This window comes from Paenarthrobacter sp. YJN-5 (assembly GCF_015040095.1).
In the GTDB taxonomy this organism is placed as follows: domain Bacteria; phylum Actinomycetota; class Actinomycetes; order Actinomycetales; family Micrococcaceae; genus Arthrobacter; species Arthrobacter ureafaciens.
Genome location: NZ_CP053544.1, coordinates 445280 through 458954, shown reverse-complemented (window position 1 = coordinate 458954; position 13675 = coordinate 445280). Strand labels below are relative to the sequence as shown.

At 62.9% G+C, this 13675-nt stretch carries 13 protein-coding genes; 6 read left to right on the top strand and 7 right to left on the bottom strand.

Annotated elements, in window-relative coordinates; genetic code table 11:
* Positions 1 to 14 precede the first annotated feature (14 nt).
* Positions 15 to 1352 (bottom strand): GntR family transcriptional regulator, encoded by a 1338-nt coding sequence (locus HMI59_RS02165; RefSeq protein ID WP_193592654.1) that lies wholly within the window; start codon positions 1350 to 1352, stop codon positions 15 to 17.
* Positions 1353 to 1557: 205 nt separating this feature from the next.
* On the opposite strand from HMI59_RS02165, the gene HMI59_RS02160 reads away from it, so the two are divergent.
* The 6 genes from HMI59_RS02160 to HMI59_RS25920 all read left to right on the top strand — a co-directional run bounded on the left by HMI59_RS02160 (position 1558) and on the right by HMI59_RS25920 (position 6488).
* On the top strand, positions 1558 to 2898 hold the full coding sequence (locus HMI59_RS02160) for an NAD(P)/FAD-dependent oxidoreductase (RefSeq protein ID WP_193592653.1): 1341 nt from the start codon (positions 1558 to 1560) through the stop codon (positions 2896 to 2898).
* Between the two features lie 323 nt (positions 2899 to 3221).
* On the top strand, positions 3222 to 3983 hold the full coding sequence (locus HMI59_RS02155; protein ID WP_227471508.1) for an amino acid ABC transporter ATP-binding protein: 762 nt from the start codon (positions 3222 to 3224) through the stop codon (positions 3981 to 3983).
* Positions 3984 to 3990: 7 nt separating this feature from the next.
* Positions 3991 to 4638: an amino acid ABC transporter permease gene (locus HMI59_RS02150; protein WP_193592651.1), complete on the top strand. Its 648-nt coding sequence runs from the start codon at positions 3991 to 3993 to the stop codon at positions 4636 to 4638.
* Positions 4638 to 5300, top strand: a complete 663-nt coding sequence (locus HMI59_RS02145) for an amino acid ABC transporter permease (RefSeq protein WP_193592650.1) — start codon at positions 4638 to 4640, stop codon at positions 5298 to 5300. Before HMI59_RS02150 ends, HMI59_RS02145 begins: the two co-directional genes overlap by 1 nt.
* A gap of 61 nt (positions 5301 to 5361) precedes the next feature.
* Positions 5362 to 6231 (top strand): ABC transporter substrate-binding protein, encoded by an 870-nt coding sequence (locus HMI59_RS02140; protein ID WP_193592649.1) that lies wholly within the window; start codon positions 5362 to 5364, stop codon positions 6229 to 6231.
* A gap of 125 nt (positions 6232 to 6356) precedes the next feature.
* Positions 6357 to 6488, top strand: a complete 132-nt coding sequence (locus tag HMI59_RS25920; protein ID WP_255527681.1) for a hypothetical protein — start codon at positions 6357 to 6359, stop codon at positions 6486 to 6488.
* Between the two features lie 92 nt (positions 6489 to 6580).
* Here HMI59_RS25920 and HMI59_RS02135 read toward each other — a convergent pair whose 3' ends face one another.
* From HMI59_RS02135 to HMI59_RS02110, 6 genes are all read right to left on the bottom strand, one after another.
* On the bottom strand, positions 6581 to 8068 hold the full coding sequence (locus HMI59_RS02135) for an aldehyde dehydrogenase family protein (RefSeq protein WP_193592648.1): 1488 nt from the start codon (positions 8066 to 8068) through the stop codon (positions 6581 to 6583).
* Between the two features lie 3 nt (positions 8069 to 8071).
* A complete protein-coding gene (locus HMI59_RS02130; RefSeq protein WP_193592647.1) occupies positions 8072 to 9577 on the bottom strand; it encodes a sodium:alanine symporter family protein in 1506 nt (501 codons plus the stop codon).
* A gap of 3 nt (positions 9578 to 9580) precedes the next feature.
* Positions 9581 to 10483, bottom strand: coding sequence for a 4-hydroxy-tetrahydrodipicolinate synthase (gene dapA / locus HMI59_RS02125; protein ID WP_193592646.1), 903 nt, complete (start codon positions 10481 to 10483; stop codon positions 9581 to 9583).
* A 44-nt stretch (positions 10484 to 10527) separates the two neighbouring features.
* Positions 10528 to 11913 carry an NAD(P)/FAD-dependent oxidoreductase gene (locus HMI59_RS02120; protein WP_193592645.1) on the bottom strand — a complete coding sequence of 462 codons (1386 nt, stop codon included), beginning with the start codon at positions 11911 to 11913 and terminating at the stop codon, positions 10528 to 10530.
* 214 nt (positions 11914 to 12127) lie between these two features.
* Entirely contained in the window at positions 12128 to 12838 is a 711-nt protein-coding gene (locus HMI59_RS02115) for a cache domain-containing protein (protein ID WP_193592644.1), read from the bottom strand.
* A gap of 10 nt (positions 12839 to 12848) precedes the next feature.
* Complete coding sequence (locus tag HMI59_RS02110; protein ID WP_193592643.1) at positions 12849 to 13625, bottom strand: FadR/GntR family transcriptional regulator; 777 nt, start codon at positions 13623 to 13625, stop codon at positions 12849 to 12851.
* Positions 13626 to 13675 lie beyond the last annotated feature (50 nt).

The window sequence follows — 13675 nt, the reverse complement described above, 5'->3', positions numbered from 1 at the left end:
CCGCGATTCGGTGTTTAAGGATGGCGCTGGTTCATGGCGACGATGTGCTGGGCGATGTACTTCAGGCCATCGTCCATCTTCGTCTGCCAGCCCACAGCTGCAGCCCGGAGGTCGCCTGAATCGATCGCGTCGAAAATAGCAGAGTTCTGTTCGAGGATGATCGTGGGCGAGAAGGCGTAACGGGCGCCGATGAACGCAAAGTGCATGAACGCCTGCTTGGTGAGGGTTTCCAACATGGCAGGCACGCGGCTTAGACCCGAGGCCTCGAAGAGGGCGATTTGAAAGTCCATGTCCGTATAGTGCGCCTTGGTGACGTCATTGCGTTCCACGCTCTCCCGGAGCACGTCCAGCTGGTTCTTCACCACAGCTCGACCCTCCGGGCTCCATCGGCTCGCTGCGCGGACCGCAATCGATCCCAGTGCCCGGCGGGCCATGTACGTCTCGGAAGCATCCTCGAGGGAAGGAATCCGGACCACCACCGAATCGGACCTGGCGGCTGTCACCAGGCCGTGGTCGGTGAGGGCCCGTAACGCCGGCCTGACGTCCCGGGGCGGAGCTCCCACCTTTCGGCTCAGTGTTCCCAGCGGGATCTCGGCCTCGCTGGAGAACGTTCCGTCCACCAGTCCTTGGCGGATCACCAAAAGGATGTCCTCGGCCAGTTCGTTGTCCGATTCGAGCCTCATGATTCGGTCACGGCCCGGGCCGGACGACTGCGCAGGTACAGCCTCCCTGCCTTCCGCCACCCAGAGGAAGGGCGTCCGGCCACCCTGGTACCAGCGGCGGACGCGGCGTTCAAGGTCAACGAGTGCTTCGCACGTGGACACTTCCGGCAGGACTTCCAAGGCCGCCACCAGCCTCTGCCAGTCCCAGGCGCTTGTGAAGTGTGCTGCAACCGGAACATCCGCAGGAAGCACCAACCCGCCGCTCGTCAGGACAACGGCTTCGCTGAGATGATGCCCGGCGCTCTCCAGTGCCGACAGCAGCTCCGTGCTCCCGCCACGCTCGAGCGCGTCACCCCGGAGTAGATCGGCCGCCAGAACTGTCCGGAGGCGTCGCGTGCTGTTGGCTGATAATCCTGCCGGATACTGAGCGCTGGAGACCCGGGAGGGCCCCAAAACCAAACAAGTCCCGCCGGCCCCGATGGAGAATCCAATCAACACCATCCGGCGCTCGGAAAGCCTGGCCCGTAACTGCGTGCTGGTTGCGTCGGGTTGAGATGCCTCCCGCCAGACGCGCGACACCAACGATTGGCTGACGCCCACAGCATCTGCCACATGGCGGCTGGAACCCTTGGTGGCCTGCATCCATAGCGGCGCTGTCAGGACCGACCTTTTGAGCTCGTCAGTGCGCATGCCGCAAGTCTAGGCCGTTCCTGACTCAAAAACTCATTTTCGGGTTGTTTCGTACCTGAAGTATTCCCCCGCCTGCGGATGCCGCCAATCATGAATGCGGGGACCCTGCCACCTCCGATTCCGAGCTGCAGTGGCATCCCTGCACCCCCATTCCCGCACCAGGGATTTTTCGTCAAAGCAACGCCCATTTCAAAGGAGAACAAAGATGTACGATGTCGCCGTCATTGGTGGAGGCCCCGCCGGCCTTGCCGCCGCCTACAACCTCGAGCGGGCCGGTCAAAAAGTGGTGCTCCTTGAGGAAACCAACCGCCTTGGCGGTCGCGCGAAGACGGTAGAGATCCACGGCGAACCGGTCAACATGGGGGCCATGTTCGTCTATTCAGGCACAGCCTCACATGAGTTGGCGCTGGAATTGGGCGTTCCGCTGGTGCCTTTCGAGCCAAAAACCTTCGGCCTGCACGTCAACGGTGAGACCGTCGTCTCCGCGGACAACGGCGAGCTGGTGGGCAGGTTGCCACTCTCCGAAGAGTCCAAGGCCGCTTTGCTGGCCTTCATCGAGCGCGCGGGCGCAGAGTACTTCGCCAATACCGTCGGGGGACAGCTCAAGCCCGCCACTCCGGGCTTCGGCGACGAATCCGCCCAGTCGCGGATTGACGACCTCCCCGACGATGTCCAGGAACTACTGACCGCTGCTATCAGGGGCGGCTCGGTGGCCCATCCCACGGAACTCAGCGCTACCTACGCCTTGCGCTACTTTGCCAGTTACCTGGTGTTGGAGAAGAAGAACCGCATGGTTTCCCTGGGCGGCATGCAAGCAATCCCTGCAGCTTTGGCCGCATCCCTGGAAGGCACGGATGTGCGCATGAGTCATCGAGTAGAGTCCGTTCACCCCAACGACGACGGGCTGTGGACGGTGGAGATCCTCCCTCTGGGCGAAGGAGACGCCGGGCACGCAGGGCTCCCGCAGCAAGTGACCGCCAAGCACGTGATCATGGCCGTCCCCGCACCGAGGATCAGCAGTATCGCCCAACTCCCGGAATGGAAGTGCAAAGCCCTCGACGCCGTCCGGACGCCCGGGTCCACCGAGCTTGGTGTAGTGGTGGATATCAGCGACCCCACGCTTGCGGAAATCGATGACTGGGCTTTCATCGCGACCGCCGGACGGGTGTTCGATGTGATCATCAACCCGCGACCGGGGCGCGGCGACGGAACGGCGCAATTTGTTTGTTACGGGAATTCGGCGGGGTACATCCCGGAGGCCAACGATCCCTCTTCAGGCGTTTTGGAGCAGTGGTTGGAAGAGTTCCTTGCCGTTGCTCCGCAACTGCGTGGCCGTATCACGGGCGCAAGCATTCAGTCGTGGCAGCATTGCTTCTCGCTCCTGACTCCTACCCGGGCCGCGGCGCTCAAGGAGCTGCAGGCACCGGTGGCCGGCACACTCCACTTTGCCGGCGACTACTCCTCGGAGACTGCCGGAACCCACGGGGCATACGCCGAGGCCAAGCGGGTAAGCGACGCCATTCTTAGCACGCTTTCCATAGCCTGACAGCTCCCCCAAGGCGCTGTTGTGCCGCGACTGGGACGCCGGGAAGAGGGCTGTTGATAACGAATCGACCCCTATCCCTAATACCTATTGTGTTAATCATACAATGATGTATTCTTTAGATGTGATCAGGACCACAGGGCGATAAGGTCCCGGTCTGCACATCCCCCAATTTGAGCGCCGGTAGGACCTGGACCGACGGGACAGGCCCAAACCTTCCGCTCTCCGCTCGAACGCACCAGCGTCGGCGGACCGGTTCAGAACCCTACGCTCCGCTACTTGAAGGAAAAGAAATGGGCTTAAGTTTTGGCACGAAAGCTCCCCCTGTGACTCTCACTGGCGAGGTCGAGGTGGCTGGGCTTGGTAAGAAGTACGGCGTGATCGAGGTCTTGAAGGACGTGAATTTGTCCATGGCCGAGGGTGAGGTGGTTTCGATCATCGGGCCTTCCGGGGCGGGTAAGTCCACGTTCCTTCGGTGCTTGAATTACTTGGAAACCCCTACGACGGGGACGATCGCGATCGGCGGCGCGCGTGTGGTCGCGGGCGGGCCGAAGGCTCCTGATAAGGCCAGCCTGGATCACTTGCGCCGGGTCACGGGCATGGTGTTCCAGTCCTTCAACCTCTTCCCGCACCTGACCGTGATGGAGAACATCACCCTTCCCCAGCGCAAGGTCCTGGGCTCCTCCAAGGACCAGGCCGAAGAAGTCGCCAACCGGCTCCTGAAAAGGGTCGGCCTGCCGGACAAGGCCGCCGCGTACCCGGCCAGGCTCTCGGGCGGGCAGCAGCAGCGCATCGCGATCGCCCGCGCCCTGGCCCTGTCCCCGAAAGTGATGCTGTTCGATGAACCGACCTCGGCACTGGACCCCGAAATCGGCCTCGAAGTCCTGGCCGTCATGCGGGACTTGGCCGATGAGGGCATGACCATGCTCGTGGTCACCCACGAAATGCACTTCGCCCGCGACGTCTCGGACCGGATCATGGTCATGGGCAACGGCGGGGTCCTGGAAATCGGGCCCAGCGAACAAGTCATGACCGCCCCGCAGAACGAACGCACCCGGCAGTTCCTCAAAGCCGTCCTGGACCGGTGAACCTGCGATGATCGGACAAATCCTCCCCGCGATCGCCCAAGGCATCGGCCAAACCCTCTACGTCACCGGCGCCTCCCTGCTCTTCGGCGGACTCATCGGCCTGGTCCTGGTCGGCGCGGCCCGCTCCCCCCTCGGAATCATCCGCACCGCAGCATCCCTGTACATCAACATCGTCCGGGTCATCCCCCCGATCACCTGGCTGTTCCTGATCTACTTCGGACTCCCCCAATACGCCCTCCGCCTGAACACCATCCAGGCAGCGATCATCGGATTCTCCATCATCGCCTCGGCGTTCATGGCCGAAATCTACCGCTCCGGTTTGTTGAGTATCCCGGACGGGCAGCGCGAAGCAGCCCACGCCCTGGGCATGTCCTCCATCACCACCGTTGCGCACGTCATCACCCCCCAAGCCTTCCGCGTGGCACTGCCCGCGATCGCCACCTACGGCATCGGACTCCTGAAGGACTCCGCCCTGGCCTCCACCATCGGCGTGCGCGAAATCACCTACTACGCCCAACAATCAGCCAAACAAACCCACGAAGGACTGCTCTCCTTCGTCGTCGCCGGCGCCCTCTACATCGCCATCAGCCTCATCGTCGCCCTCATCGCCCGCCGCGTGGACCTCAAACTACGCAGAAAGATCGGAGTAGCGTGATGGACCTGATCAACCAATGGCTCTCCTGGATGCCCAACCTCACCCCGGGCCTGGCCGTCAGCCTCCAACTCACCGGCCTGTCCCTGCTCTTCGGCTTCCCCTTCGGGCTGCTCCTGGCCGTCATGGCCGAAGCCAAACTCAAACCCCTCCAATGGATCTCCTTCCTCTTCGTCGAAGTCGGCCGCGGCCTCCCGGCCCTGGTCCTGCTCTACCTGCTCTACTTCTCCCTCCCCGACGCCGGCATCACCCTGAACTCCCTGGACACCGCGATCATCGCCCTGACCTGGAACACCGCCGCCTACGCTTCCGAATACTTCCGCGCCGGCATCAACTCCGTCCCCCAAGGCCAAAAAGAAGCAGCCCTCACCACCGGACTCAGAGGCTGGACCGGATTCCGGCTCATCATCCTCCCCCAAGCACTACGCATCTCCACCCCACCCCTGGCCGGACTCGCCGTCCTCGTCTTCCAAGGCTCCGCCCTCGCGTTCGTCATCGCCGTCCCCGAACTCATGTCCAAAGCCTTCGAAATCGGCTCCATCACCTTCGAATACCTCTCCGTCTACACCCTCACCGCCATCATCTACGGCACCCTCACCCTCATCTTCCTCGCAGCCATCAAACTCCTCGAAAACCGCCTCGGCCGCCACCTCCAACGCAACTAAAACCACCCGTTCCACCCATCCGGGGTACAGCCCCAACTCCCCAGCAAAAGAAAGAGACACCATGTCGCGAACAACCCGTTCCCTCGTGCGCGTACTTTCGGCCGGCACCGCCGCCGGCCTGGTCGCCCTCTCCCTCGCCGCCTGCGGAGGCGGCGGCGACGCCTCCGCCGGCTCGGGCGATTGCACCCCCGCGCACCCGGACCTCAAAACCCTCACCCAAGGCGAACTCACCGTCGCCAGTTACGACTACGCCCCGGCCACCATCCTGAACGGAGACACCGTTACAGGCATGGAAGGTGACCTCATCGCCGAGATCGCCAAAATGGAGTGCTTGAAGGTCACGGTCAGCACTTCCGGCGGCGCCGGCGCAGTCATTCCTTCCGTGCAGTCCAAGCGCGTGGACATCGGATCCGGGAACTGGCTCCGCACCAAGGAACGCACCAAGATCGTCTACCTGAGCACCCCGCTCTGGAGCGACCCCCAGGCCATCGTGTCCAAGACCGGGCTCACCAGCGACCAGTTGGAAGGCAAGAAGATCGACTCTGTTGCGGGCAACCTCTGGAACGACTCCATGCAGAAGTGGCTCGGCGACAACTTCAAGATCTACCAGGACGACGAATCCATCTACGGCGACCTCAAGGCCGGCCGCATCGACGCCCTGGTAGCCTCCGCGGCCTCTGCCAAGTACCGCTTCAAGGACGCCCCCATCGAGGGAGCCACTGTGGTGGACGTGAAGCCCAATGCCAACGTTCCCCAGTTCGCCTCAGTAGGCCAGGTCATGCTGCCTTCAAGCCTGGATAACCAGGAGCTCGGCAAGGCCCTGGACGAGGACATCAAGAAGCTCCGCGAAAACGGCACCATCAAATCGATCCTCGAAAAGTACGGCATCGACCCCTCCGTAGGCGAGCCGGGTGAACCCAGCCTGCTCTAGCAAGTACCGAACCACAAGCCCAAAGAACGACGCCGGACCACCGTCCGGCGTCGTTCTTTGGCGTTACAGTGGGGGCGCTTCCCCAAGGATGCGCCGTAGTCGACGCGAGTACCGGATCACAGACCGTGAACCTGTTTGGCGCCATGGCCTTCATCGTGAACGGGATCTTCCACGAGGCCTGGCCGTCAGTGGTGAGCAACATAGCCTGGTTCGTGATCTCCGGTGTGGCACTGGTTCGCATGAGGACGAATTCGTAAGAGGACGAATTCGCATAAGGACGAGGCACAGCAAAAGCCGTGCGCCCCTCGGACTGGAGTCCGAGGGGCGCACGGCTTCTTACGGCGGGGCCTCAGCCCCGGTTGTACATGACGTGCTTGGTGCGGGAGAAGTCTTCCAGCGCGTAGATGGAGAGGTCACGGCCGTAACCCGAGCCCTTGAATCCACCCCAGGGGACTTCGGCGGCGATCACCAGGTGGGAGTTGACCCAGACCGTACCGAAATCAAGCCGGCGGGGCACGGTCAGTGAACGGGACGCGTCCTTGGTCCATACCGATGCTGCCAGGCCGTAGACGGTTTCGTTGGCGCGGGTGATGGCTTCTTCGTCATCGCTGAAGGTCTCCACGGACACCACAGGCCCGAAGATTTCGGTGTACGTGATCGGGGCGCCTGCAGGAACGTCGGTCACCACCGTGGGTTCGATGAAGTAGCCCGGGCCCTCCAAGGCGTTGCCGCCGACAGCGATGGTGTGGCCGTCCTTGCGGATGTCCTCCAGCGCCGTCAGGACCCGTTCGTAGTGCGACTTGGAGATCATGGAACCGATCTCGGCGTCCGACCCGGGCGCACCAACAGTAATGGCGCTGATTTCCTTGACAAGAAGCCCGGTGAACTTCTCCGCGACCGATTCGTGCACCAGGACGCGGCAAGCCGCACCGCATTCCTGGCCGGCGTTCCAGAAGCCCGCGGAACGGACACCCTCGGCGGCCGCCTGCAGATCGGCGTCGGCGAACACCACAACAGGTGCCTTGCCGCCGAGTTCCAAGTGGACGCGCTTGACCGTGGAGGCCGCATTCGCGGCCACTTTCTGCCCGCTTCCGACGCTGCCCGTGATGGCTACAAGGTCGACGTCGGGGTGTTCGGAGAGGCGGTTGCCCACCACGCGTCCGGGGCCGGTGACAATATTGACGACGCCGGCAGGAACCTCTGCGGCGATCAGCTCCGCGAGCTTCAAGGTGGTCAGCGGAGTCTGCTCGGAGGGCTTGAGGACCAGCGTGTTACCCGCAGCCAGGATGGGAGCGATCTTCCAGACAGCCATGAGCAGCGGGTAGTTCCACGGAGTAATGACGCCAACCACGCCCACTGGTTCGCGGAAAACCACGGAGGTGTGGTTCTCTGCGTAGTCGTCGGCGCCAAGAGCGGTGAACGCACGCGCAGCGCCGGCGGAGAAACGGAACGTGTCGATCGCGCTGGAGACGTCATCCTCGGCAACAGCTGCAGTCTTACCCGTGTTCGCAGCCTCGAGGTTCTCGAGCAGTTCGCGGTTGGCCTCGACGATGTCCGCGATGCGCAGCAGGATCGTGGACCGTTCCTTCGGCGTCTTGGCGGCCCACCCTGCCTTGGCTGCGACGGCGGCTGCCACGGCGGCGTCGACATCCTCAAGGGAGCCGGCGGGCACCTGGGTGATGGTCTCCCCGGTAGCCGGATTGACGACGTCGACCGTCTCCTCCGAGGTGGAGGGAACGAAGCTGCCGCCGATGAACTGGCCGAACGGCGGGAGCTGCGGCGCGGGAAGGGATCCGTCGCGACGGACCGTGAACGGGGACGTTTCTGTGATGGTCATGAATCAGTTCCTTTGCGATAGGGCGGTGGCTGCTGCAGGGGACTCTTGCTTCCGGTGCTCCCAGAAGTCGGCACCTTCGATGCCCAAGGCCTTCGGATCGAAGGTGGGGTCCAAGCCGAGCTTCCGCTGGCGTTCGTAGTCCCGGTAGATCTTGCGGACCAGCGGGAACAGGAACACCAGGCAGATGAGGTTTACCCAGGCGATAAGGCCGAGCCCGATGTCGCCGGCAGCCCACATGAGCTTGGCGTTGACGATGGAGCCGAAGAAGACGATCGCCATGGTTCCGATCTTCAGCACGTTCTTCCAGCCATGCCCATTCCTGCCGTCCAGCAGGTAGAGAAGGTTGGAGTTGGCCACATAGAAGTAGGCGAGGAGGCAGGTGAAGCCGAACATCAGTACGGCGACGGCAACGAATCCGGCACCCCAGCCGGGCATCATGGTGTCGATGGCTTCCTGGACCCAGTTGGCGCCGACCGGAACTCCCGGAATGTTGTTCACCAGGAATCCGCCCGCTCCGTCCGAGACGTTGTACTTGCCGGAAACCACCATCATCAGGCCCGTCGCCATGCAGATCAGCAGCACGTCGATGTAGATGCTGAACGTCTGGACCAGGCCCTGCTTTCCCGGGTGGGAAGTCCGTGCCGCGGCGGCAGCGAAGGTCGCTTCACCGAGGCCATTGGAGGATGCGAAGACTGCACGGCGAACGCCCCACGCCACCGCCGCGCCGGCGATGCCACCCATCACCGGGTGGATTCCGACGGCGGACTGGAAGATCAGGACTACGGCTTCCGGTACCTTGTCCACGTTGATGGCAATGACGGCGAGTGCCAAGACGAGGTAGCCGATGGCCAGGACCGGGACGAGCCCTTGGGTGACCTTGACGACGCGGGTGGTTCCGCCGACGATGACCAGGCCGATCAGCACCGTCACGAGGATGGCCGGCGCCCAGCTTGGCATGTTGAAGGCTTTTTCGGCGCTTGCTGCAATGGTGTTCACCTGGAGGCCCGGGAAGACGAATCCGTAGCCGATGACGCCGAGGACTGCAACGATGGCACCCACCTTGGGCAACTTGAGTCCGTACTTGATGTAGTACGGCATGCCGCCGATGTCCTCGTTGGCCTTGCGGCGGTCTTCGTCCTGGACCTGACGCTTGAAGGCCTGCGAAAGCGTGGCTTCCGCGTAGCCCACCGTGCAACCGACCAGTCCGGTGATGGCCATCCATACCAGGGCGCCGGGTCCGCCGGCGCTCACGGCGGTGGCGACGCCGGCGATGCTGCCGACTCCCACGCGGCTGGCCAAGGCGAGGACCAGGGCTTGGAAGGAAGACAGCCCTCCGTCGCCATGTTCGGTTTCCTTGAGTTGGCGCAGCATGTCCGGGATCCGGCGGAACTGGATGCCTTTGGTAGCTACGGAATAGGCGATACCGAGGCCCAGGACCACGTAGGCCATGGGCGCCCAGATCGCGTCGGAAACGCTGGAAAGGAACTCCGTGACATCGAAGTCAGCCATGGGCTATCCGATGTTCTGCTTGATGGAGGCCAACTTCGCCAGCGCCTGCTCCACCTTGGCGAGCTGCCCGGCGTCGAGGTCTGCCGTCGGGCGCTTCGGCGATCCTGCAGGGAGGCCCTGCAGGGTAAGGCCGGCCTTCACCGCGGGAATGAACGGCGAGGTGAGCAGCGCGTCGATGACGGGGTAGACGGCCTTCCACAGCTCGAGCGCACCGGCGAGGTCGCCTTCGTTGATCCGGCGGGTGACGGCAACGATCTCGTCGGGGACAACGTTGGCCGTTCCTGCCATGACGCCCGCTGCGCCTTCCACGAGGGCGCTGTAGAGGTAGGCATCCCAGCCAATGAAGGTGCCGATCACGTCGCTGTGGTGGTGGATGAGTTGCAGTGCCTGCTCCCAGTTGGCGCTGGAGTCCTTGATGTAGAGGATGTTCTCCACTTCCTCCGCCAGGGAGCGCACGGTGGCAGGGTCCAGGTTGACGCCGGTCACCGGCGGAATGTTGTAGAGCATCACGGGGATGCTGACCGAGCGGGCAACGTCCTTGATGTAGGTGACGGTCTCTTCGAGGGTCAGCGGCTCGTAGTAAGGCGTGATGAGCATCAGCACGTCGGCGCCCAGCTGTTCGGCGGCCTTGGAAAGGCGAATGGCTTCGGCAGTGGAGGTAGCACCGGTGTTCGCAATGACGGGAACGCGGCCGTTGGCCTGCTCGATGACCGTCTTAATCAGGAGCAGGCGCTCCTCCGGGGACAAGGCGCCGACTTCACCCGTGGACCCGGCCGCGACAACGCCGTCGACGCCGGCATCAATGGAGCGGTCGACGATCTTGCGCAGAGTGTCGACGTCGATCGTTTCGTCGTGGTTGAACGGGGTGGAGAGTGCAGTAAGAACGCCGCGAAGTTGGGTGGTCATTGGTCTTTCCTCAATTCTGTACGTAGCTAAAAGGGGTGAAGCTCTCAGGCGACGATCGAGAGGCCTGAGTGCGGGAGGGATTGCCGCTGCGTAGCGAGGACGCTTGCTGCTTCCTGCGCGGCAGAGAAACCGGTGGTGATGGAGCTTTCCGTGTAAAGGGTGCCCAGGTAGTCGCCGGCCAGGAAGACCCTGTTGGTGCCTCGCATCAGCGTTGATTGGAGCTTGGCCCGGCCCGGGAAGCAGTACGGGGAGGCAACTGCCCAACGGTCGGTCTCGGCTTCCACCACGCTGTCGGCGAAGCCGTGGCCCAGGACCTGGTCCAGGTCCCGGAGATGGGTCTGGACAACTTCCTCGTCGCTCTTGTCCAGGAGTGCCTTGCCGAGCGCTGCCGGTGAGAATGTCATGAAGCTGCCACCGGGCTTGCGGACGGACTCCGTACCGCGGACGATGCTTGCCTGGTTCAGTGCGATGGCAAAGGAGCGTTTGGGGGCTGCGATGGCGTAGATGTCATCCCACGGACGGGCGGACGTCTCGTTGGTCAAGAACGCCGTGCTGACGTGCGGGCCGTACTTGATCTGGCTGAGGGCACCACGCAGCTCCTCGGGGAGGTCCACGCCCACCTTGTGCGATACATCGGCCGTTGTGGCGAGCACAACGGTGCGGGCCTCTACCTCATGATCCGAGCCGTCCCGGGTGTAGCGGACCAGCACTGAGTCCTTCTTGTGCACCACTTCGTTGACGGTGGCACCGAGCTGGACGCGATCGCCCAACGCAACGGCGATGGATTCCGTGAGTGTCGAGGGGCCGCCAACAATGCCCTGGCTTAGGCCTTGGCCGATTCCCAGCACCAGGCTGAAGTAGCCGATGCCCGCCCCGGCGGAGATCTGGTCCATGTCCCCGGCCGAGCGGGTAACCGTCGTCTTGAACAACGCCGCGGCATCCTCGGAGAGGTTTCCGACGAAATCCTCGAAGGATGTGTTGTTCTCGAAGTCGTAGATGCGCTGCTGCCGCATGGCGCCGGATTCACCCGCGCGCTTCCTGACCACGCCCGTGTATTTGGCAACGCCGCTGACCACCTTCATGCCGGCCATCAGCGTGTCAAAGCGGGAAGAGAGGGACATGGGAATGCGGAACGGGTAGGTGGCGATGTGCCCCTTCTTGATGAACTTGCCGTTCATGGACAAGGCCTGCAGGGAGCCCGGAATCTGGACTGCGGTAACGCCCACTTCGCCCAGCAAGGCATCGGTTGAGGAACCTGCTCCGGCGAAGACGTGGCCGCCCCAGTTGAGCCAGTAGTTTCCGCGCCTTTCCGACCGGATGCGTCCGCCGACGCGGTGCTCCGACTCCAGGACAACGGTGTCCCAGTGCCGCAGGCGCCAGGCCGCCGATAGTCCGGCCAGGCCGCCGCCAACAATTACTACGTCTTTCATGGGTCTGAACTTCCTGCTCGAGGGGTCGCGGTACGGGGACTGTCTGTCACTCCCGAAAGAGCGGCCGGTCCCGAAGAGACTATGGGGTGCATCCCAGGGCCTTGTGCCGCTGGTCACATCTAAAAGATACATCATTGTATGATTAATGCAATAGGTCTTACGGAAATAAAAAAGTCCGCCGGCACAATGGCTGGCGGACTTCGCGGGAAGCGTCCTACTCTTTGAGACTGATGAGCTTCCATGGAAGCTTTGCTGGTTGCCCGGACGGAACGTCCACCGAGTGCTCCACGCGCTCCATGTCACGCTCCAGCAGCAAGGTGCCCGACGCGATCCGGGCGTCATTGGATGCGATCACGCGACCATTGGGCCCCAGGAGGACGACGGAGGGGCGCTGGAGCTTCAACGCCCTGAGAAAGACCCCTTCCAGCTTTGCCAACGTCAGGTCGCACCCCAGCACATGCGTGCCCTGGGGCGTGGGAGCCGGAACGCAGAGTGTAATGATGTTGACGTTGATGCCCCCGATGTCCACATACGGGCCAACAGCAACAGGATGGCCGCCGTCGGTGGTGGCACGGAACCATTCGCGGCTTGTGTAGTCGTAGTAATTCAGCGACTCAGGATTCAGGTCATGCGTGACAAACCTGGGTTCGCCGGCGGGCGCCGCCCTCCACCACTCAAGCCAGAGCGGTGCCTCCGGCAAGCTCCCGGGAGCATACGCTATTCCGGCGCCAACAATCAGGGCGGAATGCCGCTTGATGAACCCGGCGAAGTCAGCCTTAAGGAAGGCATAGGCATTTCGCCGCGGAGCACCCTCCATCCCCGCCGGAACCGCGGAAACTTTCTGCGCTATGTTCCCGAAGTCGTCAAAGACCTGGCCGATCCCCGAGGCGATAACCTCAGCCGTCACTTGGAGAGTTTCTTTCATTGCTGCCGCCTCACGCACTTTCGTCCGACTCCATCGTCAATTTCAGGTGCTGCGCTATCAAATACTCAGTCTCTGTCCTTGAGTGCAATTCAGCCGCCGCAGCGGCAGCGTCACCGTTGCGGTCCCGGATCGCACCAAGGATGGCCGCGTGCTGTTTTTCGAGCTCGTCCTGCTCATCCGGCTGTTCAGGATGCCCCCACCACAACGTCATGAGTTCAGCCTCGAGCTGGAGGGAAGCCGACGTCAGGCGGCTGGACTGTGCGGCGACACTGACTGCAACGTGGAAGCGACTGTCCACACGCCTGCGGGTCCGCAAATCCTTGGTGTCGCGGTGCTTCTGGACAAGGTCCTCCAGATGGGCAACGTTCTGGGCATCTGCGCGGCTTGCCGCCAGCCGGGCGGACATCGACGAAATCGCTGCTCCCAGGTCTCCCAGGTCGCGAAGGGATTCCGTACTTGCATCTTTGAGCTTGCGTTGAAGCTGGCTGTCCGTGAGGTCGATCTGCCCTCTAATGACACTGCCCCCGCTGCGCCCGCGGCTGGTTTCGATCAAACCCTTGGTGCGCAGCGCTGCGAGTGATTGGCGGAGCGTGATGGGAGAAATTCCCAGTTCGGCTGCCAGCACGGATTCCGTAGGAAGGCGGTCACCCTCGGTGAGGATGCCCATCAAGATAGCGGTTTCGATCTGGTACGAAACTTGGTCGGCGCGGCCAAGACCCTCGGGCTCACTTCCGCGCAGAAGGAGCAAGAGGTCCAGTGCGCGGGTTGAGAGTGCCGTACTCTCCATTGACGGGGCCTTCCTTTAACGCATTGAGGCAAGCGGGCCGGAGACCCTTT

Bases quoted from the DNA above. Each gene is read 5' to 3' on its own strand.
- HMI59_RS02140 (WP_193592649.1), top strand. From the start codon at position 5,362: ATGTCGCGAACAACCCGTTCCCTCGTGCGCGTACTTTCGGCCGGCACC.
- HMI59_RS02130 (WP_193592647.1), bottom strand. From the start codon at position 9,577: ATGGCTGACTTCGATGTCACGGAGTTCCTTTCCAGCGTTTCCGACGCG.
- dapA (WP_193592646.1), bottom strand. From the start codon at position 10,483: ATGACCACCCAACTTCGCGGCGTTCTTACTGCACTCTCCACCCCGTTC.
- HMI59_RS02160 (WP_193592653.1), top strand. From the start codon at position 1,558: ATGTACGATGTCGCCGTCATTGGTGGAGGCCCCGCCGGCCTTGCCGCC.
- HMI59_RS02145 (WP_193592650.1), top strand. From the start codon at position 4,638: ATGGACCTGATCAACCAATGGCTCTCCTGGATGCCCAACCTCACCCCG.
- HMI59_RS02120 (WP_193592645.1), bottom strand. From the start codon at position 11,913: ATGAAAGACGTAGTAATTGTTGGCGGCGGCCTGGCCGGACTATCGGCG.
- HMI59_RS02150 (WP_193592651.1), top strand. From the start codon at position 3,991: ATGATCGGACAAATCCTCCCCGCGATCGCCCAAGGCATCGGCCAAACC.
- HMI59_RS02165 (WP_193592654.1), bottom strand. From the start codon at position 1,352: ATGCGCACTGACGAGCTCAAAAGGTCGGTCCTGACAGCGCCGCTATGG.
- HMI59_RS02115 (WP_193592644.1), bottom strand. From the start codon at position 12,838: ATGAAAGAAACTCTCCAAGTGACGGCTGAGGTTATCGCCTCGGGGATC.
- HMI59_RS02110 (WP_193592643.1), bottom strand. From the start codon at position 13,625: ATGGAGAGTACGGCACTCTCAACCCGCGCACTGGACCTCTTGCTCCTT.
- HMI59_RS02135 (WP_193592648.1), bottom strand. From the start codon at position 8,068: ATGACCATCACAGAAACGTCCCCGTTCACGGTCCGTCGCGACGGATCC.